This is a genomic window from Vibrio sp. YT-16 (genome assembly GCF_033337405.1).
GTDB lineage: Bacteria > Pseudomonadota > Gammaproteobacteria > Enterobacterales > Vibrionaceae > Vibrio > Vibrio alginolyticus.
In genome coordinates this window covers 315,763-342,497 of the sequence record NZ_JAWOQQ010000003.1, presented here as the reverse complement: position 1 = coordinate 342,497, position 26,735 = coordinate 315,763, and the positions used below count along the sequence as shown (strand labels likewise).

Sequence of the window (26,735 nt, the reverse complement as noted above, 5' to 3'; positions counted from 1 at the left end):
CTCTAGTTAGTGACAAGGGAATATCCCGAGGCCTGAAAGATATAGTGACTAACTAAGGAGACTAAGATGGCTTTATCAATGCACACTAACTACGCTTCGCTTGTAACTCAAAACACAATGAACACAACAAGCGGACTTCTAAACACAGCAATGGAACGTCTAAGCACAGGCTACCGTGTGAACTCAGCTGCTGATGACGCTGCTGGTCTTCAAATTGCTAACCGTCTAGAAGCGCAAACACGCGGCATGTCAGTAGCAATGCGTAACGCACAAGACGGCATCTCTATGATGCAAACTGCTGAAGGTGCGATGGATGAAATGACAAACATCGTTTACCGTATGAACGACCTTGCTACACAATCGTTGAACGGTTCAAACAGTGCAACAGACCGTGCGTCTCTTAACAAAGAGTTCACACAGCTTACTGCAGAACTAAACAACATCGTAGACAACACTAAGTTCGGTGGTCAAAACCTTCTTAAAGGCGGCGGCTTCGGTGCAGGTGACGTAACATTCCAAATCGGTGCATCTTCTGCTGAAACATTGACTGTAAGCGCAAGCGCAGGTATCGGTGAAATCACTACTATCCTTGCTGATGCAGCAATTACAGATGGTATCGATGACGCGACTAAAGCAAAAGCAGCACTAGACAAAATCAGCGGCGCTGACGGTCTAGTAGAAAAAATTGGTAGCTCTCGTGCAGACTTCGGTGCGAACATCAACCGTCTTGAGCACACAATGGCTAACCTTGGTAACATGGTAGAAAACGTTACAGCATCTAAAGGTCGTATCATGGATACAGACTTTGCAGTAGAGTCTTCAAACATGACTAAGAACCAAATGTTGATGCAAGCAGGTACAACTGTTCTGTCTCAAACTAACCAGCTTCCAAGCATGGCAATGTCACTACTACGCTAATTACTTAGTTAATAGTGCGCTTAATTTAAATCGTCTTAATTATAAAGCCTTCCTATGGAAGGCTTTATTTTTATCTACGAATATAAATAGAGCTCGTATTATCTTTGTGAGATTCAGGCACTCTGAATCCGAATTTCAACATAATATTAAATAAAACCTTATTAAACAGTTCTAATTCTATCGTCTCTAACTTGCTTCCTATTTTACTATCTCTAAGTTCAGGAAAATTGAACTTAGCTTCCTTTAAGATACTAGCTATCTCATCAGAATTGATGCTCTGTTTACTTAATAGTTTTTTGTTAATGAACTCTTCATATGCACGAGCACATTTCATCAATCGTAACGCAAATTCATTCATAACTGACATTCTTTGAAACGTAAAAAATTTAATTTTTAGTGAGAACACTTGCACATCGCACTATCAAAAATAATATCAGAACGCAATTAATGCACTCTGTAAGAATTATCTGAATCAAGCTGAAGTAAAGGCTGAATATAACGTCTAATTAAAACATCTCTCCTAATTAGAACCGTCAATACAATTAAATATTTTCTTTGTTTAGGTCGCCTTTTCTTATAAGGAAATTACTTTTTCCATGGAGGAAGGCGGAACAAACAAGGTGGAAACACCACTTCCTCCCAAGAAAACAAAATAGCTTTAAACCTTTGTTTTAATTGGATTTAATATACGGCACGCATCTTGCCACTGATAATTAAACTAAGGCGTAGCATTCAAAGTATTCAAGCCAATAAGAGATGAGAGGAGCACACCTCATGAGTTCTTTAGACCCAGTAAAAATGGCAACCCAATTCGCACAATTGGACACAAACCCATTCAAAAACCGTTACCAAGCGCAAGCTAATGTGTACCAGTCACAACTGTCAGCTTTTAATAAAGTTGAAAGCGCACTACGTGATTTTCGTACTGCAATGAAAGAGATGAATAACAGCACAAACAGCATCATCAAAAACAGTGCGACACTCTCTCAAGAAGGTAACTTTACTGCAAACGCGGATGCTAAAGCGCTAACGGGTAACTATCAGATTTTTGTAGAAAAAGTGGCAACGGCGCATCAAGTATCTACAGGAATGCCGGCAGACCTTGAGGCAACGACAGAAGTACCAACAACTGGATCTTTAGAATTCACCATCAACGGTGAAACAATGACTCTAGACTTGTCCTCCGTTGATGTTAATGGTGACGGCACTGCAACGATCAGTGATTTAGCAAGCGCGATTAACAATCACACGGATAACCCTGGCGTTAACGCCACTCTAGTTCGCTCGAATGGTCAAACACACTTTATGCTATCGAGCACTGAGACTGGTGTCGAAAATAAGATCAACGTATCTGCAGCGGGTACTGGCCAAGCGTGGTTTGAAGACGCCTTCACCAACCTCAAGCAAATTAACGCTCCGCAAGATGCGGTTATGTGGCTAGGTGCAAAAGACTCAGGCCTGAAACTAACCAACGCAAGTAATACTTTTGAAGGTGTCATCGACGGTGTTGACATTACCGTATCTAAACCGCAAGCCGCGGGAGATTCGCCAATCGGTTTAAAAATTGGAGCTGATAGCGAAGGCACTAAAGAACAACTAGATAAGTTTGTGGAAACCTACAATGCCCTTGTTTCGACTATCGATCAGTACACCCAAATTGGCGGTGAAGATCAGAAACGCGGCGTGCTCGCTAGCGACTCGACATTGCGTTCTATTGAGAGTCAGTTAACGGGGTTAATCCGAGGTGAACACAATGGTATGCGCCTAAGCGAAATCGGCGTGAGCCTAGACCGCAACGGTAAAATGAAAGTTGATCAAGAAAAGTTCAAAGAAGCTCAACAAACAAATAGCGCAGGCTTAGAGGCGTTGTTTAATGGGGATGACGCTTTGCTGGATTCTCTTGACGCAATGGTAGAGCCTTTCTTGAAGTTCTCATCAGGTACCTTCAGCACGCGTAAAGACGCAATACAGTCAAGCTTAGACCGAATCAAAGATAAACAAACCAATTTAGAGCGTAAGTACGAAATGTCGTACAACCGCTACCTCAAACAATTCACTCAAATGAATTCAATTATGACCCAAATGAACCAAACCATGTCCATGTTTAAAGCTCAAAAATAAGACATTTGGTTCCAAATTTAGGAGAAATATTCATGCTTATGGATTCTGGTTACGATTCGTACCAACAAGTCGATCTCGACGCTCAAGCGGCAGCAGCAAATCCACACCAATTAGTCATCATGTTAATCGATGGCCTACTCGATGAAGTTGAACGTATTCGCGGCCACCTAGCCGCAAATCGTTTGGCTGAGAAAGGGAATGGAATCAACAAATGCATGAACATCTTGATTGGACTAACAAGTGCTTTAGATGATGAAAACGGCGGTGAAATTGCGGAAAACCTACGCCAGCTGTATGACTTCTGCCAAGTCGAACTTTATTACGCTAGCGTGCAAAACGATGCAAATCGCTTGGTTAACGTTGAGCGTGTAATGGGTAACATTCGTGAAGGTTGGATGAATTTTGGACAACAAGCATAAAGTATCGCCAGAGCGATTCCGTCATTTATCTCAGCTCATCCAGTTCGCCGCAAAAACGGCCGATTGGCATGCGCTCAAGCGGTACGACTTGCAGTTGCGAGAGCTTTTGATCAGTCACAAGCCTTTTTTGAAAGATCCTAAGCTTGCCCCTGAAATCCAGCGAGCGAAAACAGTGCACGCTAATGCCTTCGCAGTATTAGAGAAGTCGACCAACGAGTTGAAAAAAGAGATGAACATGGTCAATGACCATCAAGAACGCGCTATGGCCTATCAATTAGCAATGACCATGGAGCTAACTCAATGATCATACCTTCTTCAACTCAGCACTCGGGTAATTCGCCAGCTAACAATGAGGGTCACATCAAGCAAGCGAACTCGGTACACGGCTTTTCTCATGGTTTTAAATCAGGGAACAAGCAGAATGGTGAGCAAGACTTTAACTCTGCGTCAGCGGTACCGAGTTTTCACCTTACGGCCTCTACTTTGAACAGCGCAAACAAAGTACAAAGTCATGGTTTTGATACTGATGACCGCTCAGCTTCAGATCCGGATGCCAACTTGACCAGTACACCAGGGTTAACAGAATCGACTGATCTTGCAGCGCAAGCTCAAGCTTTAACCCAGGGTATGATTACCATGGCAGAGAAGCAGGCTGAGAAACTAGGAAAAGCGTCATCTTTAATGGCTGCGAGCGAAGTTAAGTCTGTTACTCAAGATTCGTCTAACGCCATGCTAAACACATCATCAAAACAAGATGTGAAGCAAAGTCTGCCGACTTCATCGAGTTCGCGTTTGCCTATCTCCGGTGCTGAGTTTCAAACTCTTTTGAATCAACCTGTTCAAGGGCAACCAACCGCCTCTCTACTTCAAGCACAAGCTCCTACAACACAACCTGCACATTCATCGGTTGCGACGAGTCATATTCAAGCTCAAGGCTCTGAGTGGGCAGCGGTGCGTGTTGATACCACTGCCGGAAAGTGGGGGGAGCAAATGATGCAAGTTTTACATGATCGCGTGACGCTCCAAGCTCAACAAAATGTACAAGAAGCAAAAATCCGCCTAGACCCACCAGACTTGGGGAAACTGGATTTACTTGTACGTGTTGAAGGTGACCGATTAAGTGTCCACATCAACGCCAATGCCGCAGCAACACGAGAAGCTTTAATGCAAGTTTCGGAACGATTGCGTACTGAGTTACAAGAGCAAAACTTCGTTCATGTCGATGTCAATGTTGGCTCTGATCAAAACCAAGGTCGAAATGACCCACATGCAAACGAAGAAGACGCCAATATTTTCGCCGCACGAGAATCTGGTGCATTCCAAACCACGACAACAACTAACTATTCAGAACACTGGCTAAGCACTCAAGCTTAGTGAATCTTCGAGGAAAAAGGTTATGACCAAACAACAAATGATCGCCCTGTTTATCGCCATGATCATCACCAGTGCCCTCGTTTCGGCCGTCACAATTATGGGCGGAATCTGGTACTTAAACAAACACGCTCAAGAGTCACCTGACTCTGGTTCACTGATCGAAGACTCTCCACTGTCTTTTTTGGTCACAGAACAACCGACAAGTAAAGGTCCTAGCTTCCATCCTTTGGACAAAGTCGTTTTGACCGTTAAAGGCAAGAAACAGACTCACTTTGTGATGCTAGAACTGGCAATTGAGACACGCCGTCCAGAGCGTATCAAAGAGATCGATGAATACATGCCTATGGTACAAAACTCTCTATTAAAACTGTTTAGCGACAAAACGTTTGATCAGTTACAGCAAGCGGGTGCCATCGATATTCTGCAAGACGAAGTGAAGCAAACGCTTCTACTCGCTTTTGCTAAAACAGACATCGTCCGAGAAATCGACGATGTTTTGTTGACTAAATATGTTGTGCAATAACGGAGCACAACCATGTTAGACATGAATGTACAAGACACTTACACCACAGAAGAGGAAGTGACAACACCGTCACGACCAATTGATGAAAACGCATTGCTACAACGTCATCAGGTCATGGTAAAACGCGTAGTTAACCAGCTGCGCGTTCATGCCACTTCTCACTGTAGTATTGAAGATATGCAGCAGATAGGCCTTATCGCTCTAGTCGAGGCTGGACGCCGATATGGCGATGTTGACGATCCTCACTTTCCTGCTTTCGCCGTTTGTCGAGTTCGGGGAGCTATTTTAGACGAATTACGCCGACTAGATTGGCGTTCACGTAAGACTCGTCAACAAGCCCACGAGCTCAACGACGTGACTCGAGATCTCACTCGAACGTTAGGTCGAATGCCAACGGATGCCGAAATCATCCAGGCTTTAGGGACGAATGAGCAAGATTATTACAACCGCCAAAATGCCGCTCTCGCAGGCGAGATGCAAAGCCTTGACCAACTGATGGAGAGCAGCGGTGATAGCTACATTGGCGGGCAATACGATGGCATGGAACATGAACATATTCGTCGTAGTTTAGACAGTGCTTTGGGTAAATTACCTAAGCGCGATCAACTGCTCCTGACTCTGTTCTATCAACATGAACTCAACTTACACGAAATAGCTCTGGTATTGGATCTGACACCACCTCGTATATGTCAGCTTCACAAACAAGCGCTGAAACAACTCAACCAATTAATGTCCTCTTAGGAGTCACAAGATGCAAAAGTTTTTTGGAGTGCTCACTATCCTGGTGTGCGTCTTCGGTGGATATATGTGGGCCGGTGGTAGCTTAGGTGCTATCTGGCAGCCAGCCGAATTCCTTATCATTATTGGCGCCGCTGCTGGTTCTCTGATCATCGGTAATCCGCCTCATGTACTGAAAGAAATGCGTCGCCAAGTGCCAGCGACCATTAAAGGTCCAACAGAAGAGCATGAGTACTACATGGAATTAATGGCACTACTCAACAACTTGCTAGAGACAGCGAGAAACCGCGGATACAAGTTTCTGGATTCTCATATTGAGGCTCCGGAGCAAAGCTCTATGTTCCTCGCTTACCCGACGATCGCAGAAGATCATCGCCTAATTTCTTTCATTACTGACAATTTACGTTTAATGGCAATGGGACAGATGTCGCCTCATGAATTAGAGGGACTGCTAGAGCAAGAAATCGAAGCAATACAGAACGAAATGCTTTTACCTTCACGCTCACTACAGCGTACAGCTGAAGCACTACCTGGCTTCGGTATTCTTGCAGCAGTTGGTGGCATCATTATCACCATGCAAGCTATTGATGGCTCAATCGCTATGATTGGTTATCACGTTGCGGCAGCTCTCGTTGGTACATTCATTGGTATTTTCGGTTGTTACTGTGGCTTAGATCCACTAAGTAACGCCATGGCTCAGCGAGTAAAACGTAATATGACTGCTTTTGAGTGCGTTCGTGCAACCTTGGTTGCCTACGTAGCGAAAAAGCCGACATTGCTCGCCATTGACGCTGGTCGTAAACATATTCAGCTAGACATCAAACCAACATTCAACCAAATGGAGAAGTGGTTAGCTGAACAGGAGGGATAATGCAAAAACAAGAGCATGTAGTGTTCAAACGTGCCAAAGTATACAGCCATGATGAGTCGTCTCATGGCGGCGCGTGGAAAGTCGCGTTTGCTGACTTCATGATCGCCCTAATGGCGCTGTTTCTTGTACTTTGGGTTATGCAGGTGGTAGACAAAGAAGAGCGTAAAGCGATTGTTGCCCACTTGCATAGTTCAAGCGTATTCGACAAGAGTTACGGCAACCCATTTGATACGTCACAAAGTATTTCTCCTATCGACTTGGCACAGGACTCTTCTGTGCCAAGTAAACACAACTCCAACCATGTGGTAAGCTCTTACTTCAAAGGTGATGGGGATGGACCAGAAATTGATTCTTTGATTCCTGGTAACTTCGATACTCAAGAGCAACTTGCCGCACTAGCGAAAGTAATTGAGCAAATGACTGCCCAAATTAATGCGCAGGGAAATGTAAACGTCACGGTGACACCACAAGGTTTGCGTATCGTCCTTCAAGATGATTACAAACAGCATATGTTCAGCCGTGGTGGTGCAGAACTTACTCCTTTTTTTGAAGATTTACTGCTCGCACTAGCACCTGTATTTCATCGTGTTAACAACCCTCTGATCATCAGCGGACACACAGATGCAATTCCATTTAAAAAGCGTTTTGGTCGTCAATCTAACTGGGCGTTATCAGCCTCTCGAGCAGACGTAGCAAGAAATACGTTAGTTGAAGGCGGTATGCCGGATGATAGAGTAATGCAGGTAACGGGTATGTCAGATAGAGCGCTGCTTAATCCTGATGAGCCAGATTCTAGCGAAAACCGTCGTATTGAGCTGTTTGTTTTAACGACTCCTGCCGCTAAAGTGCTTGAGACCCTTTTTGGCAACCACCAAGAAAGCGAACTGCAAAAAGCGAAAGATAAGGCTGAATTCAACCAACCAGTCATTCGTCAAGAAGTCATCAATTACTCCGGCGATACCGCCACCAGCGAAGTAAAAATTCAAGAATTATAATCTTAAAAGGTCACCACTCTGATGGTGACCTCTCTAACCAAAGCCTCTGTTACTGTGACTTTTTAGTTGAGTTCTATATGCACATAACATCATCCGAAAAAAGAAAAAGCGACTTACTGAAGAAAGCCTTTTTATGGCTCATTGTCTTCGATTACCTTTTATTGGCGTTTTTCTTAACTCAGCTATCAAGTATGACATTAAACAGCGGAACCATGATCAGCTTGTTACTTGTAGTTTATAACGTCTTACTTGTTTCGCTATGTTTTCAACGAACCAACAAGCAGGACTCTTACATTATCTACCCTGTTTTGTCCGCAACGTTATTAGCATTTGTCTGCTTTCTTTACTTCTTTTTTTTAATTTAGCTCCCCGACTCGACCATTGATTTTACTTTTACTGCTTTTTCGAAGTGGTCGAGCTGATGAGTCTGAATCCACCACGTAGCCGCTTCCATCAACAGCTCTGGGTCGTCATTTTTATTAGCGAAAAACGCATAAAATGAGAGACCAACCAATTCACCTTTACTCGCGATCTTTTTGTCACAGACCTCTATAATTTTGTCTCTCAGCGAAGCTCTCATTTCTAATCCCTTAACCTAGTACATACTCACTAACCATACGGTTGAAAGAAATCAAATCAAACGAGCCTTTAATTTCAAAACGCACTCTTCCAACCTCACTCATGAAGAACTCGATTTCACAATCCAAATCAAAAGTACCAGAGGTCTCGATAGAAAATGCATTGATCTTACTGTAAGGCAAAGAAGTGTAATCCACTTTTGAGCCGGTAATCCCTTGCACATTTGCCGCTATCACTCGCTTGTTCGTAAACACCACTTGGTCACGAACTGTTTTAAAAGCAGCGAAAATAGTCTCACCATCAATCAAGAACTTAAGGAAGTCTTCTCTGGCATTAGAAACGTCAATCGGCTTAAGCTTAAATACAGAGGAATTGTCGAAATCAATCATAATTAATCCTTTGAGTGGGCGTTAGAACGAATTATCAACGTATCAGATAGCACCACTTTTGCCTACTCGCAACGCACGTTTCTGCTTGATTCGCCCAACAACAAAGCGTCACTCACTTCCACCCTTGCATCCATTGCTCAGAGTCTTTTAGGTCTTGCCAGTTCATCTCTCGGTCGCGTTTACTCATGACTGCCTCGATGACACATCTCACAACGTTACCATCTTCATCTAGTTCCATTTCCGTCACGACAAAATGCTTCTCTTTGTTTTTAGGTGAAATAGCCGTCCATTTACTGTGCAATAGTTTCTTAGGGTGGATTCTGTTCATCGCATTGTACCAATTTAACTACCATGTTGATGTATACGACTGAATACCAAGAGAGAATCAGATTTTGTTTTTGCAAACCGACAAAAGATAAAACCGCAAAAGAGATCACTCCCTTTCGCGGCCCTAACTACAACCCGACTAGGTCTTCTGACCATTCAATCGAGGGTTTAAGTACTGACTTTGGAGCAACTGTAGCCCTTTACCGACCAGAACAATCACTACCGCGCCAATCAGGACAGGCGTGAAGAGAAAACTCCATCCCTGCCCAGACGCCATGATCAAAATTGGATTTGCCCCCGCAGGTGGATGAGTGGTCTTCGTAATCAGCATCGCAGACACACCTAGCCCCGTCGCAATCGCGAGCGTGACCGGCGTGACGTCAACATACTGGCTAAACGCAATACCGATAGATGCCGTGATGAAGTGACCAATGATCACGTTTTTTGGTTGAGCGAGAGGGCTGCTAGGCACCCCAAACACCAGTACTGCGGTAGCACCAAATGGTGCCATCAGGAGTACAACCTCCGTCAGTGATACCTCAGCGTAGGACAATACGCCAATAGCCAACGTAGCGCCAAGCCCGGCAACCAACGATAAAATTAAATTATTCATAAACACCTCAAAGTAGACCGAATTGTCTACAAAATAAAATAGACAAATCTGTCTACCTTTGTCAATATGTGTTTATGGAACTTTTTGAGGACATAGTTATGAACAAAAAGAAACAGTTATTGATCGACACAGCTTTGTCACTGTTTTATAAACAAGGCATCAACTCTATTGGCATCAATGAAGTCCTCAATGTTTCCGGCGTGGCTAAACGCACGCTATATAACCATTTTGAGAGCAAAGAAGCACTTATCATCTCCGCATTAGAACAACGCCACGAAATATTTATGGAATGGTTGGAGGAAAAGCTTTCTTCAGCACAAACGTGCGCGGAAGTGATCGATCAGTTATTTACAGCACTCAACGGCTGGTTTCATGGCTCTGAAGAAAAGTTGGGCGAGTTTCGCGGTTGCTTTTTCATCAATACGTCCGCGGAATTCAGTGACGACAGTGGCGAGATCGCAACGTATTGCCGCTACCATAAGCAGCAAGTCAGAGAGCTAATTCAACGCTATCTCAAATCAGACAACGCTTCATTACTCGATGCCATTTGCTTCATGAAAGAGGGCGCGATCACTACCGCTTACATGACGAAAGAATACGACAACGTCACGAAGAAATGCGTGACCATTTTGCACAAGCTTTAATGCGTTCAGGTATAGTCATTTGCGGATTAAGTATTCAAACCAAAGGCACCAATCGGTGCCTTTCGTTTTAGTTAGTGAGTGTACTTACAGCTCGTGCTCGGTACGAGCAATGATATCGTCTTGAGCATCTGGTGATAGCGCGGTGAAGAAGGCTGAGTAGCCTGCAACTCGCACAACCAGATCACGATATTGTTCAGGGTTCTTCTTCGCTGCTAGCAAGGTCTCGCGAGAGACGATGTTGTACTGAACATGCCAGCCTTTGTGGTGGTTGAAGAAGGTGCGAATCAACATAGAAAGCTTGAGCTTGTCCCCTTCAGACTCAACTGCTGCCGGGCTTAATTTCTGGTTAAGCAGCACGCCACCAAGGATCTTATTCGCTTGAATCTTACCAACCGAGTTGTACACTGCCGTTGGACCTAAACGGTCTGAGCCAGATGACGGGCTTGCACCTTCTGCCAATGGCGTTTTCGCTTTACGACCATCTGGCGTTGCCATGGTTGAAGCACCGAATGGGACGTTTGCCGAGATACTTGATGTACCTGCGTAGTAACCGCCGCCAATTGGACCACGCCCATGACGCGTATTAACGAACTGCTCTAGCTCATCAATGTACACTTGGTAAGCGTCTGCCAATAGTTGGTCTACCGCGTCATCATCGTTACCGTATTTTGGTGCAAAGTTGATAAGACGTTGGCGAAGCTGTTCGTTCTCCATGCCATCGAAATCTTCTGCCAATGCTTTTGCTAGCTGTTGTTGTGAGATAAGGGGCTGAGTGATTTGCGCATCATCGAAAACAAGGTGCTTGATGGCAGCTAGGCTGTTACCCAAGTTCGCGATACCGACTTGCAAACCAGATACCCAATCGTATTTCGCGCCACCTTCTTTCACGGTTTTACCGCGAGCCAAACAGTCATCCACCAGCGTTGAACAGAAAATGTCTTGAGCTTGCTGTTCAAGTACGCTGTCGACTACAGTATCAATCTCAATCGATTTACGGGTGTAGTAGCGGATTTGCTCTGCCCAAGAAGCGGTCACTTGCTCAAAGTTCTCAAAGTTGCCTTTTGCTAATGACTTATCGTGCGGCAAGAAGGCTTTACCCGTTGTTGCATCCACACCTTCGTTCAATGAAGCGAGCAGGATACGAGCGAAGTTAATGAAGCTCATGCCCGTGCAACGGTAACCCCATTTGCCCGGAACCGCCGTCTCGATACAGCCGATAGATGCGTAGTTGTAAGCGTCTTCTTTCTCTACACCAAGCTTGATGAATTCAGGAATAACAATCTCATCGTTGTTGAACGCTGGCATACCGAAGCCGCACTTAATCACTTCAATACAACCCATTAAGAACTCTTGGTTCAAACCTTCGTGGTAGCGCACACTCAAGTTAGGTTGCGTCGAACGTAACTGACCACAAGATTCGAGAATCGCCCAAGAAAGTGGATTCACTGCGTCTTCAGGCTCACCCTTTTCATTCAACTTCTGACCACCGATACACACGTTTTGATACAGCGGAGAACCTGCGGAGGCTTTTGAGTGCGCGCCAGAGCGAATCTTGTTTACTTCAAGCAGCTTCAACCAGCAGCTTTGTAAAAGCTCTAGTGCAAAGTCTTTTTCAATCGCGTCGTTTTCGATATCGCGAACATAAAACTCGTTGAGGAATTGGTCCATACGACCGAAAGAAACCGAGTGACCGTTCGATTCGATTTGTAGCATCAATTGAACAAAGTAGCTCAATTGCAGTGCTTGCCAGAAGTTTTCTGGTGCGTGACTTGCTACATGACGACAGTTTGCCGCAATGCTTTCTAACTCAGCTTTGCGCAGCGGGCGTTTCTCTTCTAACGCCATTTTTGCCGCCAATTCAGCGTAGCTCACCATGTGATCTTGAATCGCAAGCAGTACGATTTCGACCGATTTGTAGAACTGCTCTTTCTTCAAGCCTTCAAAGGTCGAAACATCATTGTTAGCACGGTGCTGACGAACATCCTCTAGCAAGCCGTTCATGCCTAGCTTCAAGATTTTCTCGTTATCCACCGCAAGGTGCGCGTCACCCGAAGTCATGTTGCCTTCGGCTTTAATGATGGTGCTGGCTAAGATTTCTTGCTGCTCATCAGTAAACAAGCCATAACAACGGTCTTGAACTGTTTTACCACGCCAATACGGTGTGATGCTGTGGATGCTTTGCTTATCTTCTTCAGTGACCGCAAAGCCTGCACCAGGACGGTCGGCTAGCTCATCAATTTCCGCTTCAATCCAACGCACTGTGTATTCTGGGAAAATAGGCGCAGCGCGCACTTTGCTCGCTTGGTTACCGACGATCAACTCATCGTGTTTAATCCAAATAGTACGAGTGCGTAAATGCTCTTGCAGTGCTAGCGCACGTTGGACAATCACAGGTTTGTCTTCGTTTACTTGATAAGCACGAGTGTATGCCTCTGCACGCTCGGTACAGACAGGTGGCGTTACGATATTTACCAGTGCCGATTTGTGCGCTTTGATACGCTCAGGAAGGTAATTCAGGTCCATAGTTAACCTCTTACAATCACGTTAAGTTGGGTGTTTTCGCTTGCGTATTGCATGGCGCTTTCTAGCAGTTCTGGTTTGTTTAGTGGCTTGTCAGAACACTCGTAAGGCATATCGAGCAAACGGTATTTATTGATGCCGAGCGTGTGGTACGGCAGCAAGTGAAGTTCTTGGCAGCTTTCTAGTGAAGCCGCAAAATCGATGATGTCTTTCAACTCTTCGATGGTGTCATTGAACCCCGGCACCACGGGAACGCGAATCACAATGCGTTTCGCGATAGGTGCCAGTTTTCGGAAATTGTCTTTGATGCGTTTTAGTGAACCTTTCGCCCAGCTAAGAAACTTTTCTTCATCAGTGTGTTTTAAATCCGCCAACCAGCAATCAATATGCGGCGCGGCTTTTTCGACATTCTTCCACGGCACATGCATGCACGATTCAATGGCGGTAGAGACTTGGTTGTCATGCAGACGCTGCGCGAGTTCTGCCACCAAATCTGCTTGCATGAGTGGCTCACCACCGGAGAAGGTCACACCACCTTGGCTTTGGTCGTAGAAAGGTTTGTCTTTCATCAAGGTGTCGAACAGCATGTCTGATTTTGCTTCTTCACCGCAGACAGTCAGTGCTTGCGTAGGACAGACGTTTCGAAGCGCGATCAGTTGGTCTTCTTTGATGGTTTTGCGATTAATGATGATCTGGTTGTCGATACGTTGAATACCATCACCCACCGTTTCACTACCCGCCGTGGTTTGAGTTGTAGCTTGATAAGCAGAAACGCACAGCTGGCAATCTTCCATGCAGCTTCGCTGATCAAACAACAGTGAATGCTTTTCGCTGCGGCTTTCTGGGTTTTGACACCAAGGGCAAGACAAGCTGCATCCTTTAAGAAAAAGAATGGAACGAATGCCATCGCCATCATGGGTAGAGAATCGTTGGATATTGAAATACATCTCTGCTTGCCTCTTGGTCTGTGCTACCGCTGTGTACCTAATTCGTTTCTTTCTTACTGGTTAAGTCTTATGAGCGGTTTTTCTTTGTTCGAACTGAAAGCTTCATTTGAGCGTTTACAAGTTTCACTCAGCTTTCATTTAATGAAATGATTATAGTTTCAAATGAAATTTCAATTGATCAAAATCAAGATCTCGTTCGATTGTCAGATCTATAGTGATCCCATCATCAAAACGAAGATTTTGTTTAAGGTAGAAACCATGATCGAACTTTATTTAGATACTGCTGATGTGGCAGAAGTAAAACGCTTTAACCAATGCCTACCGCTAAAAGGCGTGACGACAAACCCAAGCATTTTGGCGAAGTCAAAACAGGGACTGAATGAAACCCTAGCAGGCATGCAAGAAGCACTTGGCGGGACACCTCGCTTTCACGCTCAAGTCGTGAGTTCAACCGTCGAAGGCATGGTGGCAGAAGCACGCCAATTGAATGAATTGCCTTACGACATGGTGGTAAAAGTGCCAGCAACAGAAACAGGCTTAGCTGCAATTAAGCTAATGAAAAAAGAGGGAATTCAGGTTCTTGCTACCGCTATCTATTCAGCTCAACAAGGTTTCCTTGCAGCACTGTGCGGTGCAGACTACCTAGCACCTTACGTAAACCGCATTGATACGATGAACGGCAACGGTGTTGAAGTGGTCGCGGATCTTCAATTGTTGCTCGATCAAAACCAACTACCAGCGAAGATTTTGGCAGCCAGTTTCAAGAATACTCAACAAGCGATGGAGGTGATGAAACTGGGCATCGAAGCCATTACATTGCCAACTGATGTGGCGGCACAAATGTTCGCACATCCAGCAGTAAAACCGGCGGTTGAACAGTTCGATAAAGACTGGAAAGAGACGTTCGGCGAGAAGCTTTCATTTGAAAGCTAATTAAAAATAGCAGCTAGACTTCATAGTTAACAATAAAGGGAATCTTAACTCACCCTGTGCGCCGGTGAGTTAAGATTCCCTTTTGTATTTCAGATAGAGAAGTAGCGCTACAGTAGTTCTCTATTGGTCAGTGACCAAAGGTACACGCGCTTTAGTAAACTGATTTTGATCCTTTTACGAATACCTCGTTTGGAATGGCGGAGTCGGTTTGGTAGCGCAATGGCTTTCATCTCGGTTTTCATTTCTTTTCCATCCACCAACACAGTAGACCCCCGATGCAGTAAGCCAGCAGATCTTTCCAATCAAATGTGGCGCCCAAAATCACAGCCAGAGGCGATGAAGATTCGATACCAAGCCAAACCGCGACCTGTAACAATTGCCCTAACTCAACAGCAAACGCAATCAACACCACCAGTGAAACCAGCCAGTTAACGGGCATGGAGAACAAGCTTGCAAGAAAGTAGTAGAGCCAAACCACAACGAGAACATCACCAACTGTCGGACGAATAAAGCTGTCTCGAACATAGAGCGCGATAACGACCAATGCGATAAAACACACCAAGCTTTTGAGTCCATTTTTTGCAGAAAATTGCAGGCGGATAGCAGACGTTTCTTCCACCATATTGCTTGGCTGCCCAGTGAGAATTGCTCGTTTAAACATCTTCATGATTCGCCTTTGCGCTTTCTTCCGCTTTCTTATTTCGTGCGTACCAGTCGATGTTGCGTGTAATAACCATAGTGAAGCTCAAAATCGCGAAACACAGCAATGTCCCCATAACCAATGCGTAGCTTTCTGCTTGTAGCAAGCCAAACAGTAATCCGTAGAGAGTGAGCAAACACGCTCCGAATACCGCGCCGTGCTTGGTGTTGCTCAACATACCGCTCACGTACACACTTAAAAGTCCCGTCGAGGCGATTGCCGACACCACATACGCCCAGTTAAAGCCGAGGTGTTCACTCATCGAAATCAGCAATAGATAGAAAAGTGCTAAAGCCAGACCAATAAAGCCGTATTGCACTGGGTGAACCGGACGCGCTTGGAACAGCTCCATTAAGAAGAAACTCGCAAATACTAATGTGATAACCAATAGTGAATAGTTCACAGCTCGGTGGGATTTCAAATAGTGGTCCACGGGATCAATCAAATCTACGCCCATTTGTCGCTGTTCAAGCTCGTGACAAGCGTGATTCGATGACAAACAGCTTTGGAACAGCTGCGCAATATTGGTAGAGAAGTTATTGCTCGCCCACTGTGCGTTAAATCCATCTTCAGATACTTCTGATGACACCGGTAAGTAATCACCGATAAAGCTTGGATGTGCCCAAGTTGATGAGAGTTCAACAGTTGTTTGACTGCCGATTGGTGTAACTTGAAGCTGCCCCATCCCTTGCAGCAAGAAGTTAAGATCGAACGCCAAAGGTTGTGCTGGGTTTAGGTCTGCGAGTATCAGAGCACTGTGGAAGCCTTGTGGTAACTGATCTAACCCCGTTCCCGGTGCGACTTCGATATCAGAGCTCGCCATGGTCATGTCATCCAAACGAATCAATCCGCGGCTGTCTTCAATACCAACCACTAGGCTCATGTTTTCAATATCAAGCCCCTGCAATGCCGTGAGATCGTCTGCATCAAAAGTGCCTTTCAGTGCTACTTGTGCTTTGTATAAACGCGCGCGGTAAATACCTCGGTATTTTTCAAAACTGTCCAGATTCGCGCTCATATCAAAAGTGCTGGGTAAAAGGAATTTACGACGCTCTTTAATCTGTACCTTGTCATCTCGGTAACTGGTTTCGGTGTAGTTAACCATGATGAATGGACCAATGATGCGCTGTTCGCCGCTGCTGCTGCGTGCGATGTCGTTTCTGACTTCATCTTGGCGATATGAGCGCTCTGAGATCAGCCCTGTGACCATTGAAAACGGGATTTGCAGTAAGACAAACAAAAACAGCACGAATGCGAACTTCGTGCCGAGTTGATTATTGAGGATCTTTTTCATATTTCATTCTCCATTTGCTGATGGAAGTAATCTAGATCAGCAATTTGGAGAACGAATGGAGCTAATGTGGAGTTTCTATGGAGTTGGTAAGATCAGGGTCACTTTCACGCCAGAATCGACGTTTTCGACTTGCAACTTACCTTTGTGCAGCTTGACCACTTGCTCAACAAAATTAAGCCCAAGCCCAGTACTCTTAACACCATTTTCCCGAGCTAGGGAGTAGAAGCGCTCGGTCAAACGAGGCATGGCGTAGTCGGGAATGTGAGGACCTGAATTGAAAATCGACAGGCGCACTTTCTCTTTTGTGACCTCAGCTTTCCACTCAATGCGTCCCTCTGAATCAACAAAATCCAGCGCATTGTCCATCAGGTTAAAAACGGCTTGTTTCAGTAAGAAGGCATCACCAAGCGCGGCAAGATGGTCATCAATTCGGATGTTGGCAGTGACCGACTTAGCACTCAAACGCGCATCCGCCGATTCAACCACTTCATTGACCATTTGTTTTAGCGAGATAGCTTCGACTTGCTCTAGCTCAGGGCGCTTTTCAAGACGAGCAAGTTCTAGCAACTTATCAATCAATGACTGCATGCGGTCGCTTTCTCGCTCAATGTTGCCAGCAAAGCGCGTGACCTTTTCTTCAGGCAACGGCATTTGCAATATTTCACTCGCGCCTTTAATCGCTGATAACGGGCTTTTCAGCTCATGAGTCAGCGTCTGTACGTACTCTTCCACATACTGCTTACCATCGAGCTGATTGCGCATTTTCTCTAATGCATCACTTAGCGTGCCGTACTCATAAAAGATACGAAATGTCGGCTTAGAGACCTTTTCACCTTCACCCATTTTGGTCGCGTAGTCTTCTAGCTTGTTCAGTGCTGAGTGAATTCGCCAAGCAAACAATGCCCCTGCTAGCAGCACTAACCCACTCATCCACACCATCCAAAACAACACATTGCGTTTAGAAAGATCGATGAAGGGTTGTACTGAGCGATTGGATTTGGCTACCGTCACGCTGCCAATGATTTCACCTTTGTGGTAAATGGGCGCAGCCACGTGCATAACGGTTGAGAGCGGATCTTTCGGGTCTTCGATGGTACTGCGCGCGCCGTATTGACCACGCAACGTGAGATAAACATCGTTCCATTGCGAGTAGTCTTTGCCTACGTCTTGCTGCCAAGAATCCGCAATCACAATGCCTTGTTTATCGGTGATGTAAATTCGATGGTTAATCGCTTTTTTACCGATTTCCCAAATGCGCGCTTGAGGCTCTCGCTGTCCATAAGCCGTTAATAGTTTGGAGAAGCGACTCTCAGACAACTTGTCATTCGCGACGTCTTCTTCCGCCAATACCGCGAGTAAGTTCGCCATATCCACTAGCGTCTCTTCGGTAGTTTGGCGCACGGTTGGCTTAAGTTCTTGGACAACCGTTTTGCTCACCATGTAAGCCGTCATCCCGACTAAGATGAAGTAGAGAAAAAACAGTCTGAGTCCAAGCGGGATCTTCGGCCAGCGATTCATCATTCACCTTTAATGCAGTAAAAGTAACCAAAGCCACGTTTGGTACAGATGCGTTCAGACATCTCAAACGGCTTCAACTTATTGCGAATGGCTTTGATATGGGTATCGATATTACGCTCATATGCAGCCTCTGGCGCCATGTCTGCCGCGATCATAAGTTGCTCTCGGCTCAATACATTGGAAGAGACAGAAATCAGTTTATCGAGGATCTTGAACTCCACCGCGGTCAGCCCAAGCATTTGCCCGCCAACACCGTAGTCGAAGTTCTGCGCAACTAAATCATGGTTCAAATGAGGTTGTTCTGGAACAGCTACAGGCTCTGGTTTGTCCTCCATCATTGGCGCTTTAGCTTTGATTCGAAGTTTAATGCGAGCCAACACTTCGCGCGGGCTAAATGGCTTAGTCACGTAATCATCCGCGCCAATTTCCAAACCGACTACGCGGTCAATTTCATCGCTTCTTGCGGTGAGAAAGATTATGGGAATATCAGAAAACTCACGGATGGTTTTGCATAATTCAAAGCCATTGCCATCCGGTAAGCCTACGTCTAAGACAAGTAACGCTGCGGAGTTGTGCTGCAAAAAAGCTAAGCCCTCTCCTGCTGTTGCAAACCACTCTGCGTGGTAGCCATCCATCTCTAATACATGAATCAGGTTCTCTGCGATAGCAGATTCATCCTCGATAATAAGGACGGTGGGTTGTTCGCTCAATGTCTTAGCCTCATTGACGGTGTTTATCTTTATGTTGGTATTATCACTTAATTTGGGGCCAAGGCTAGTGGATTGATGCAGCAAAGGCGCAGTTCGTGGATAATACTAATCAAACACACTTCTATTCAGCATAATAAATTTATCACTTAGATTAATGAGTCACCACAATTGTGAATACAATGATTTCAACCATTGATATGAACAGTGTTCATTTTAAACTCAAGTTATCAATTCGATTTTATTTAAAGGACAGTCACTGATGAAAAGAGCGCTAATCCCCCTGGCTTTACTGACTTTGCTCTCAGGTTGCGCCAGCATGTCTCCGGATGAGTGCAAAACGGCGAACTGGTACAACGTAGGTTATCAAGATGGCCGAGACGGCAACGATCCAAACATTATCAATAGCTATACCGAAGACTGTGGTGAAGCGGGTGTGATACCCGACCGAGCGAAATGGAAAGAAGGCTTTGATAAAGGCACTATCCAATATTGCTCACCAGACAATGGGTACACTGTCGGTATCGAAGGCAAAGAATATTACGGTGTATGCAGCAGCAAAGAGTTTATTGAGAACTACCAGTTAGGTCATCAAGAATATCAACGCCAGCAACGCATCCAACAAATCGATACTGAAATCTCGGTCATCGATAATCAGCTTGATGGCAATCCAGACAAAGATAATGCCAAGAGACTGAAAGAGAAGAGAAAGCGATTGGCTGACGAGCGTTCAAGCCTCTTGTCGCCAACCATCAACTTGAATCTGAATTTCTAAATCGATTGGATTTAGCTTCTAAAAATTCATGGCCCTAGCTCAGTTCTAGGGTCATGAATTGACTGTTCGGATCGAGTTCGTAATCCCCAAACGGCTCGCAGTACACAAAGCCATGCTTTTCATACAACAGGCGCGCTGGTTTAAAAAACTCCATCGAGCCCGTTTCTAAACTCAAGCGCTGCAAACCTTTTTGCTTCGCTTGCTCAATCACATGAATCAATAATTGAGATGCCACACCTTGGTTTCTTGCCGTAGGCGTGGTGCGCATGGATTTCAGCTCCGCGTGTTGGTCATCCAACTCTTTAATCGCCGCACACCCAAGCAGTTGCTCACCTTTCCATCCGGTCCAAAATGTCACTTCTGGCGCTTTGAGCTTATCTAAATCTAACGCATGCACGCTTTCTGGTGGTGACGTGGCGTACATGTCCTGTAAATGTCCTTCCAACAGCGCAATCACTTGCGGCCGTTCTAAATTGTCGATTTCAATTCTCATATATCCATCCTTGGTTTTTCATAGCTAAAGCGGCTGTCTCATAATGTGCTGCGGTCCAACTGGGCCGCCGTGGTAAAGCTCATTGGTATCTTCAAACCCTGATTTTAAATAGCACTGATAAGCAGGTATGTTGCGGCAATTCACAGTAAGATAAAGCGCATCAAATTCGGGATAATGGCGTTTGGCGAAATTGGCAAACTGTTGAATTGCTCGCTTGGCGATGCCTTTGCCTTGATGACGGTGATCCACCAGCAAAGCACGCACGCCTAAACTGTTTTTCGGGCAAAAATCGTATTTCTCGCTGTAAGCTGCATCAAATAGAAAAAAGCCAACCACGTCATCGTCCGCCAGAATCAGATGCGGAAGCTCTGTGGGTTCAAGACGTGTAAGCATTTCACCCACATCCGCGACCGTAAACTGCGATTGCTCTTCTAGCACGCTAAGTTCGCAAGTTTGTTCATGTCGCTCAGGCGAATACTTTTCAATGGTAATCATAATCTTCCTTGTTGTTTTTATGCTCAATTCATACAGGGTATGTCGTAAATAGAAATACCTGGTGTCGTATTTCCCACTCGCAGGCAAACGTTTAGCACTCTATTATCCTCGCCATTCGATAGAGAGGTTTCCATGTCCCGTTTTTTACTTTGTAGTTTTGCACTCGTTTTACTCTACCCTACTGCCATTGATTTGTATCTTGTTGGTTTGCCTCAAATTGCGTCAGATCTCAACGCCAGTGAATCTCAGTTGCATATTGCGTTTTCGATCTATTTAGCTGGCATGGCTACCACGATGTTATTCGCGGGGAAAATTGCAGACTCTGTGGGACGAAAGCCTGTTGCCGTCGTCGGCGCGATGATCTTCGTGCTCGCGTCTTTTCTCGGCGGGATGGCTGAGCAACCAAACACTTTCTTGATTGCTCGCTTTTGCCAAGGCATCGGGGCTGGATCTTGCTATGTCGTCGCGTTCGCGATTTTACGCGACACGTTAGACGATGAACGCCGCGCGAAAGTATTGTCGATGCTCAATGGCATCACCTGTATCATTCCAGTGATCGCACCCGTGATTGGTCACTTGATTATGCTGAAATTTCCTTGGCCGAGTTTGTTTACCACGATGGCAGGAATGGGCATTCTCGTCAGTGTATTGGCCATTTTTGTTCTCAAGGAATCACTACCCAGCCAACAAGGTGAAGAACAGACAACGCCAGAGAGCCATCAAGAGACTTTCTTCGAGCGATTTTTTATCAGTAGGCTGATCATTACTGCACTTGGAGTGACCACCATCCTGACCTTTGTTAACGCTTCACCAATTGTTGTGATGAGTATGCTTGGTTTTGATCGCGGTGGCTATTCTTCCATCATGGCGGGGACTGCGACGATCAGTATGTTGATTTCGTTCTCGGCGCCATTGGCATTGGGGATTTTTAAGCAGCGAACCTTAATGATGACCTCTCAAGTATTGCTCGCGTGTGCAGGCATCGTGCTCAGTGCTGCCCATTTCCATGATGGACAATCTCATTACTATGTGTTCGGACTTGGGCTGATTTGCGCTGGCTTCGCTTGTGGCTTTGGCGTGGCCATGAGCCAAGCGCTCAGCCCATTCTCTCAACAAGCTGGCGTGGCGAGCTCACTACTGGGCATTGCTCAAGTTTGTAGTTCCGCGTTCTATATTTGGTTTATGGGTTTCATCGGCGTTAGTGCACTGAATATGTTGGTGTTTATCTTAGTGTTAGGTAGCGTAATCAGCCTTGCTCTAATACTATTGATTCCAAAGCCTGTTCACGATACCCATTATGAAGAAATCCCTAGCGCGACTTGATTTAAACTTACTGTTCACTCTGCAATTATTGCTGCAAGAGCAAAGCGTCTCGAAAGCCTCGAAAAAGCTGAACGTTACGCCCTCTACCGTAAGTAAGTCGCTCAACAAACTTCGTCATTGGTTCGATGATCCTTTGTTTGTCAAAACACCTAAAGGTCTTGCGCCAACGCCTTTGGCACAAAGCATGGAGCAAGATCTCGCAGAATGGCTGCAAATTGGCAGCCAGATTGCAGAAAAACGCAGCGATATTACGCCTAAAGGAGTGCGTTTTGATATCACGATTGAGTCGCCATTAGTGCTCACAGTGCTGGACAGACTCATCGTCGCGATCCACCAACGATACCCTGAAGCGAAAGTAAAAACCAGTAACTGGGATTACGATTCACTCGACGCCATCATTCGAGGCGAGGCGGATATCGGTTTTACCGGCCGAGAAAGTCACTCGAGATCGAAAGAGTCGTTGGATCTTCTGCCGTATTTCTTGGATTTTGAGATTCTATTTTATGACCTGCCGATGGTGTATTTACATAAAGATCATCCGGCATTACAGCAAGAGTGGAATCTCGAGACCTTTCTGAGCTACCAACACATCAATATTGTTTGGGAAAAAAGTGAAACTTGGGCGTTGGATGAAGTATTAACGGAACTAGGGCTACAGCGCTCTATCGGGCTGACGATGTCCAACTTTGAGCAATCCCTTTTTATGGCAGCGCAGCCGACGCATGACATGATCACCACCGCGCCGCACTATTGCAAAAGTTACACAGAAAAGCTGCATCTCGATTTGGTGTGCTTGCCAATTCCATTAGACCAAGCTCAACAAGACAAGTTACTGATTCCATTTACCATGATTTGGCATAAACGCAATGCGTACAATCCCAAATTGCTATGGTTGAAAAACACCATTAAGTCATTGTACAAACAACCTTCCCAACCACAGTAAGACTCAGGCTAAGGTCAGGTTTTCTCTGGTTATTTTTAATGACTTTCTTGCTCTGATAGCTATAACTAATCACTTTATCAACTAATAAAAATGTTCTTTTGGATCTACACTAGCTGTTCATTTACACGCTAAGGATCAAGGATGTCGACCTTTTTACTCACTGCCATTGCAATGCTGGCGTTCGCTGCCAATTCATTATTGTGTCGAATTGCCTTGGCAGAAGGGTTAATTGATGCAGGAAGCTTCACGCTCGTTCGATTGATATCTGGCGCGATTACCTTAATCGCAATGCTTGTCGTGAGAGGCCAGTGGAAAACCGATCGGCCAACTTCTCGCTTTCGCTTTTTTGCTGGCGTGGCGTTATTTGGTTACGCTGCCCTTTTCTCTTTCGCGTACTTACAACTGGCGACAGGAACCGGTGCTTTGCTTTTATTTGGTGCCGTGCAACTGACGTTACTGGCAATCTATTGGTGGCAAGGTGAGCGCTTTCAGTTTCTCGAAATCATCGGTATCGGCCTTTCGATTGTTGGCTTTGTTTGGTTGATGTTGCCATCTGCCACTCGCCCCGATATTAGCTCTGCACTTCTTATGTTGATTTCTGGCGTTTGTTGGGCTGCGTTTACTGCGCTCGGTAAACAAGCGTCTTCTCCAAGTAGTGGCATCACGTGGGGATTCATCGCTGCATCAATAATTGGCGTGCTCCTTTCGCCATTAATCTTGTCCTCAATCCACCTTTCTTGGAGCGGAGTGTTGCTCGCTATCGCATCTGGTGCCATTGCCTCTGGCCTTGGTTATACACTTTGGTACCAAGTCGTACGTAAGCTCTCTTTGCTTCAAGCCGCCGTCAGCCAACTTTCTGTGCCAGCCATTGCTTTGCTACTCGGCAGCATCGTACTCCACGAGCCTCTTTCACTGCATACTCTTTCAACCAGCGGCATCATTCTTGGTGGGATCGCTTTGGTTTTTTTATCTCGATCCAAAAAAACAAACGAACAATCAGCAAGCCGATAAAAAGTAATAACTTTCCCTCTCAAATACCCATTCATCATCTATGCTTTTTAAAGCAGTAAAGCTCATTGCAGATGGTATAAGTGGTCTGCTTTGGTACCAGGCGAAGAATATAAGGTGAGCATTGGCTCACACAATGCAACGATTTTGTTTCAAAAGTGAGAATCATCACAGATCGCGAATTTGCTCGTTTTAGGCGTTTCACCAATAACGCCAAGGGCTAGCACGAGATCAAGCCAAATACGCACTTTTTGTTTTGACAAAGGGTTTACAAAGCACACTTTTTCACCCGCTATATTCCGCCCCCGAATTTATTCAGAACAAGATTCTGATTATTCATATAAGAAATTCATCAACTTATAACGATAAGCCTGAGCAAACTTTGACACTATGAACGACAAAATAAAATTCGCTATTAAAGTATCGCTTAGCCTGACTCTGGCTTATCTGATCCCGTTTGCCATGGGTTGGCCGCAAGCATCGACGGCCGCAACTACTGTAATGCTGATTGCATCGACAGGCAGTCGTCGTGAATCACTCGCCAAAGGTACCTTACGCGTGTTAGGTACATTGGTTGGTGCCGTGGTTGGCTTGTTACTGGTGGGGTTGTTTGCTCAAGACCGCTTGCTGTACATGCTGAGCGTGTCGGTTGTGGTCTCATTCATTTTTTACTTCCGTAATGCCTATCAAAAAGATCCAACGCTACTCATGCTGACCGGCGTGATGACACTGATGATGTCCAATGGCGGTGACGCAGAAGGTGCGTTTCTTTATGGCGTTGACCGCGCCTACATGACGGTGTTTGGGGTGGTGGTTTACACACTCGTGGGGACTTTCTTATTCCCGACCAAAACAGAACAAAACCTAAGACAGCTCATCGAACAACTCAACCAAGCACAACGCGCGTTGTTCACCTCTATCTTGCAAAATTTCGAGCAAAAATCGGCAGGGCAAATCTCTCCTCAAGAAGGCGGAGAAGAAAATCCAGAAGCGGAAGAGCCACAACCTCCTAGCGTGGACACTCTCATCGAACAGATGTTTGCCGCTCAAAATGCGCTCGAACAGCGTTTTGCCACGGTCAGTGTGGAATGCAGTGACGTGTCGGCCTACATGAAAGAGTGGCGCTTGGCAGTTCATTTGAACAAGCAGGTAACGCAACAATTGACCGTCGCGGCGCACAGCCACTTTAGCCACCAGCAAGACCGTGAAAGCATCAGCAACTTTGATCAAGCCGTGGCGGAAATTGACGCGCTATTTGATACCTGCCAACAAGTCTGGGACGAAAAAGAACCCGCTTATCGTGCCCAGGAATTCAAAGTCAAATACAACCAAGCGTTGCTTGAAGACGCAGCTCACCTAGAGAAAGGCTCTGCGCTTACGCTTGGTCACCTATTGGAACTGATGCATCAAAACTTGTCGCGTTTAGCGGAGAGCATTAGCTGTATTGACTCTGTGACGAACAATGTCTCCTTTGACGTGCCACTGCCGAAACCGAAAGGCAAGTTTCTATGGTGGGACGCAGAAAACTTTAAAACCGCGGTCAAAACCTTTGTCACTTATTGGGTTGCTGGACTGATTTGGATTTATTTCAATCCACCAGGCGGCTATTCATTCGTGGTCTTCTCGACCATGTTTATGTCTTTGCTGTCGTTCGTGCCTGTGCACCCAATTTTGTTGCTTGTGCTGTTCACTTTCGGCTTCTTGTTCGCGGTGCCTTCTTACGTCTTCATTCTTCCGCAATTGGATCTCGGGTTAGAACTTGGCCTGTTCATCTTTATCTACACCTTTATCGGCTTTTATCTGTTTAACGGGCCAGTGACGATTTTCTACATGGTGGGCTTGTTTGTTCTTGGTTTAGACAACAACATGTTCTATCACTTCGGGATCCTCATGACGATCATGCTGTTGTTCTACATGGTGGTGTTCATGATTATTTTCGCGCACTACTTCCCGTTTAGCTCACGACCAGAACACCTCTTTTTGACCATAAAAGAACGCTACTTCCGACATACCCGAGAGCTGTTCACTACCTATCAACAGCAGTCTAGCTCGGTTATTACGCCGCTCAAACGGGCCTTACACTTGGTGACGCTCAATGTCTCATCGAAAAAGCTCAAAGTCTGGGGTTCGAAAATCAACCACAAACACTTTGATAAAACCACGCCAGAAGCGATTGGCGCGTTTAGCAAAGCGTGTGATGTACTCAGTAATCACATCAACATCTTAATGGCCGCCGAGAAAAAGTTGATGACCAATCCACTAATTACTCAGCTTCGCCAACAGCACCGCGATTCCATCATTCCTTTGATGGCGGGCGCTTTAGCTAGCCATCAAGCAACACAAGAACTCGACTCCGTATTCGACCAATACAGTCAGGATTACCAAACATTCGAAGATAAACTGGAAGATTTTTTTAGTGAGTTGGATTTATCTGACTACGCTTATTCAGAGATAGCCGGTTTTTATATCTTGCTGAATTTAAAACGGAACGTGTTCGAAGCAATCAAGCATTGCAAGCAAACCTACGAGGATATCGATTGGGTGAACTTACAACAGAAGCGTTTTTAA

General features: G+C 45.4%; 30 protein-coding genes. 17 read left to right on the top strand and 13 right to left on the bottom strand.

What is annotated here, in order from left to right:
- Positions 1 to 66: 66 nt before the first annotated feature.
- The gene (lafA, locus tag R7F07_RS07640; protein ID WP_005375019.1) at positions 67 to 918 is read left to right on the top strand and encodes a lateral flagellin LafA; all 852 of its coding nucleotides are present in this window, start codon (positions 67 to 69) and stop codon (positions 916 to 918) included.
- A gap of 70 nt (positions 919 to 988) precedes the next feature.
- On the opposite strand, the gene R7F07_RS07635 is transcribed toward lafA, so the two are convergent.
- Positions 989 to 1,276 (bottom strand): hypothetical protein, encoded by a 288-nt coding sequence (locus R7F07_RS07635; RefSeq protein WP_005375016.1) that lies wholly within the window; start codon positions 1,274 to 1,276, stop codon positions 989 to 991.
- 416 nt (positions 1,277 to 1,692) lie between these two features.
- On the opposite strand from R7F07_RS07635, the gene fliD reads away from it, so the two are divergent.
- The 9 genes from fliD to R7F07_RS07590 all read left to right on the top strand — a co-directional run bounded on the left by fliD (position 1,693) and on the right by R7F07_RS07590 (position 8,324).
- Positions 1,693 to 3,039 (top strand): flagellar filament capping protein FliD, encoded by a 1,347-nt coding sequence (fliD, locus tag R7F07_RS07630; protein ID WP_171342452.1) that lies wholly within the window; start codon positions 1,693 to 1,695, stop codon positions 3,037 to 3,039.
- A 32-nt stretch (positions 3,040 to 3,071) separates the two neighbouring features.
- Positions 3,072 to 3,458 (top strand): flagellar export chaperone FliS, encoded by a 387-nt coding sequence (gene fliS, locus R7F07_RS07625; RefSeq protein WP_005375014.1) that lies wholly within the window; start codon positions 3,072 to 3,074, stop codon positions 3,456 to 3,458.
- Positions 3,442 to 3,762, top strand: a complete 321-nt coding sequence (locus R7F07_RS07620; protein ID WP_005375013.1) for a hypothetical protein — start codon at positions 3,442 to 3,444, stop codon at positions 3,760 to 3,762. Before fliS ends, R7F07_RS07620 begins: the two co-directional genes overlap by 17 nt.
- Positions 3,759 to 4,832, top strand: coding sequence for a flagellar hook-length control protein FliK (locus tag R7F07_RS07615; RefSeq protein WP_171342451.1), 1,074 nt, complete (start codon positions 3,759 to 3,761; stop codon positions 4,830 to 4,832). Before R7F07_RS07620 ends, R7F07_RS07615 begins: the two co-directional genes overlap by 4 nt.
- A 22-nt stretch (positions 4,833 to 4,854) precedes the next feature.
- Complete coding sequence (fliL, locus tag R7F07_RS07610) at positions 4,855 to 5,355, top strand: flagellar basal body-associated protein FliL (protein WP_005375011.1); 501 nt, start codon at positions 4,855 to 4,857, stop codon at positions 5,353 to 5,355.
- Between the two features lie 12 nt (positions 5,356 to 5,367).
- Positions 5,368 to 6,096 carry a FliA/WhiG family RNA polymerase sigma factor gene (locus tag R7F07_RS07605; protein ID WP_005375008.1) on the top strand — a complete coding sequence of 243 codons (729 nt, stop codon included), beginning with the start codon at positions 5,368 to 5,370 and terminating at the stop codon, positions 6,094 to 6,096.
- Between the two features lie 10 nt (positions 6,097 to 6,106).
- A complete protein-coding gene (motA, locus tag R7F07_RS07600) occupies positions 6,107 to 6,964 on the top strand; it encodes a flagellar motor stator protein MotA (RefSeq protein ID WP_005375006.1) in 858 nt (285 codons plus the stop codon).
- The gene (locus R7F07_RS07595) at positions 6,964 to 7,959 is read left to right on the top strand and encodes a flagellar motor protein MotB (protein WP_005375003.1); all 996 of its coding nucleotides are present in this window, start codon (positions 6,964 to 6,966) and stop codon (positions 7,957 to 7,959) included. The genes motA and R7F07_RS07595 overlap by 1 nt, the downstream gene beginning before the upstream one ends.
- 77 nt (positions 7,960 to 8,036) lie before the next feature.
- On the top strand, positions 8,037 to 8,324 hold the full coding sequence (locus tag R7F07_RS07590; RefSeq protein WP_005375002.1) for a hypothetical protein: 288 nt from the start codon (positions 8,037 to 8,039) through the stop codon (positions 8,322 to 8,324).
- On the opposite strand, the gene R7F07_RS07585 is transcribed toward R7F07_RS07590, so the two are convergent.
- From R7F07_RS07585 to R7F07_RS07570, 4 genes are all read right to left on the bottom strand, one after another.
- Positions 8,321 to 8,539, bottom strand: a complete 219-nt coding sequence (locus tag R7F07_RS07585) for a DUF6500 family protein (protein WP_005375001.1) — start codon at positions 8,537 to 8,539, stop codon at positions 8,321 to 8,323. The genes R7F07_RS07590 and R7F07_RS07585 overlap by 4 nt on opposite strands.
- A gap of 10 nt (positions 8,540 to 8,549) precedes the next feature.
- A complete protein-coding gene (locus R7F07_RS07580) occupies positions 8,550 to 8,927 on the bottom strand; it encodes a PH domain-containing protein (protein ID WP_005386881.1) in 378 nt (125 codons plus the stop codon).
- Between the two features lie 112 nt (positions 8,928 to 9,039).
- Positions 9,040 to 9,255: a TIGR02450 family Trp-rich protein gene (locus R7F07_RS07575; protein ID WP_005374999.1), complete on the bottom strand. Its 216-nt coding sequence runs from the start codon at positions 9,253 to 9,255 to the stop codon at positions 9,040 to 9,042.
- A gap of 138 nt (positions 9,256 to 9,393) precedes the next feature.
- On the bottom strand, positions 9,394 to 9,867 hold the full coding sequence (locus R7F07_RS07570; protein ID WP_005374998.1) for an HPP family protein: 474 nt from the start codon (positions 9,865 to 9,867) through the stop codon (positions 9,394 to 9,396).
- 98 nt (positions 9,868 to 9,965) lie between these two features.
- Between R7F07_RS07570 and R7F07_RS07565 the strand changes: the two genes are divergently transcribed.
- Positions 9,966 to 10,511: a TetR/AcrR family transcriptional regulator gene (locus tag R7F07_RS07565; RefSeq protein WP_017634429.1), complete on the top strand. Its 546-nt coding sequence runs from the start codon at positions 9,966 to 9,968 to the stop codon at positions 10,509 to 10,511.
- Positions 10,512 to 10,595: 84 nt separating this feature from the next.
- On the opposite strand, the gene R7F07_RS07560 is transcribed toward R7F07_RS07565, so the two are convergent.
- The gene (locus tag R7F07_RS07560) at positions 10,596 to 13,034 is read right to left on the bottom strand and encodes a formate C-acetyltransferase/glycerol dehydratase family glycyl radical enzyme (protein WP_171342450.1); all 2,439 of its coding nucleotides are present in this window, start codon (positions 13,032 to 13,034) and stop codon (positions 10,596 to 10,598) included.
- A 2-nt stretch (positions 13,035 to 13,036) separates the two neighbouring features.
- The gene (locus tag R7F07_RS07555) at positions 13,037 to 13,978 is read right to left on the bottom strand and encodes a glycyl-radical enzyme activating protein (RefSeq protein ID WP_171342449.1); all 942 of its coding nucleotides are present in this window, start codon (positions 13,976 to 13,978) and stop codon (positions 13,037 to 13,039) included.
- 258 nt (positions 13,979 to 14,236) lie between these two features.
- On the opposite strand from R7F07_RS07555, the gene R7F07_RS07550 reads away from it, so the two are divergent.
- Positions 14,237 to 14,911, top strand: a complete 675-nt coding sequence (locus tag R7F07_RS07550; RefSeq protein WP_053304029.1) for a fructose-6-phosphate aldolase — start codon at positions 14,237 to 14,239, stop codon at positions 14,909 to 14,911.
- A 238-nt stretch (positions 14,912 to 15,149) separates the two neighbouring features.
- Here the strand turns inward: R7F07_RS07550 and R7F07_RS07545 are convergent, their stop codons facing one another.
- The 4 genes from R7F07_RS07545 to R7F07_RS07530 all read right to left on the bottom strand — a co-directional run bounded on the left by R7F07_RS07545 (position 15,150) and on the right by R7F07_RS07530 (position 19,133).
- Positions 15,150 to 15,578 (bottom strand): DUF2809 domain-containing protein, encoded by a 429-nt coding sequence (locus R7F07_RS07545; RefSeq protein ID WP_053303880.1) that lies wholly within the window; start codon positions 15,576 to 15,578, stop codon positions 15,150 to 15,152.
- A complete protein-coding gene (creD, locus tag R7F07_RS07540; RefSeq protein WP_171342448.1) occupies positions 15,565 to 16,905 on the bottom strand; it encodes a cell envelope integrity protein CreD in 1,341 nt (446 codons plus the stop codon). The genes R7F07_RS07545 and creD overlap by 14 nt, the downstream gene beginning before the upstream one ends.
- A 75-nt stretch (positions 16,906 to 16,980) precedes the next feature.
- Positions 16,981 to 18,423, bottom strand: coding sequence for a two-component system sensor histidine kinase CreC (gene creC / locus R7F07_RS07535; protein WP_171342589.1), 1,443 nt, complete (start codon positions 18,421 to 18,423; stop codon positions 16,981 to 16,983).
- Positions 18,423 to 19,133, bottom strand: a complete 711-nt coding sequence (locus R7F07_RS07530; RefSeq protein WP_158173245.1) for a response regulator — start codon at positions 19,131 to 19,133, stop codon at positions 18,423 to 18,425. The genes creC and R7F07_RS07530 overlap by 1 nt, the downstream gene beginning before the upstream one ends.
- Positions 19,134 to 19,392: 259 nt before the next feature.
- Here R7F07_RS07530 and R7F07_RS07525 point away from each other — a divergent pair, with 259 nt between their 5' ends.
- On the top strand, positions 19,393 to 19,905 hold the full coding sequence (locus R7F07_RS07525; protein WP_171342447.1) for a DUF2799 domain-containing protein: 513 nt from the start codon (positions 19,393 to 19,395) through the stop codon (positions 19,903 to 19,905).
- A gap of 34 nt (positions 19,906 to 19,939) precedes the next feature.
- On the opposite strand, the gene R7F07_RS07520 is transcribed toward R7F07_RS07525, so the two are convergent.
- Positions 19,940 to 20,398, bottom strand: a complete 459-nt coding sequence (locus tag R7F07_RS07520) for a GNAT family N-acetyltransferase (RefSeq protein WP_005386911.1) — start codon at positions 20,396 to 20,398, stop codon at positions 19,940 to 19,942.
- A 24-nt stretch (positions 20,399 to 20,422) separates the two neighbouring features.
- A complete protein-coding gene (locus R7F07_RS07515) occupies positions 20,423 to 20,893 on the bottom strand; it encodes a GNAT family N-acetyltransferase (RefSeq protein ID WP_054579371.1) in 471 nt (156 codons plus the stop codon).
- Positions 20,894 to 21,025: 132 nt separating this feature from the next.
- Between R7F07_RS07515 and R7F07_RS07510 the strand changes: the two genes are divergently transcribed.
- The 4 genes from R7F07_RS07510 (at position 21,026) to R7F07_RS07495 (ending at position 26,735) form a co-directional block, all read left to right on the top strand.
- Positions 21,026 to 22,216: an MFS transporter gene (locus R7F07_RS07510; RefSeq protein ID WP_064369604.1), complete on the top strand. Its 1,191-nt coding sequence runs from the start codon at positions 21,026 to 21,028 to the stop codon at positions 22,214 to 22,216.
- Positions 22,191 to 23,159, top strand: coding sequence for an HTH-type transcriptional regulator YidZ (gene yidZ, locus R7F07_RS07505; RefSeq protein ID WP_171342446.1), 969 nt, complete (start codon positions 22,191 to 22,193; stop codon positions 23,157 to 23,159). Before R7F07_RS07510 ends, yidZ begins: the two co-directional genes overlap by 26 nt.
- 141 nt (positions 23,160 to 23,300) lie before the next feature.
- Entirely contained in the window at positions 23,301 to 24,170 is an 870-nt protein-coding gene (locus tag R7F07_RS07500; RefSeq protein ID WP_318110472.1) for a DMT family transporter, read from the top strand.
- Positions 24,171 to 24,557: 387 nt separating this feature from the next.
- Positions 24,558 to 26,735, top strand: coding sequence for an FUSC family protein (locus R7F07_RS07495; RefSeq protein WP_213966387.1), 2,178 nt, complete (start codon positions 24,558 to 24,560; stop codon positions 26,733 to 26,735).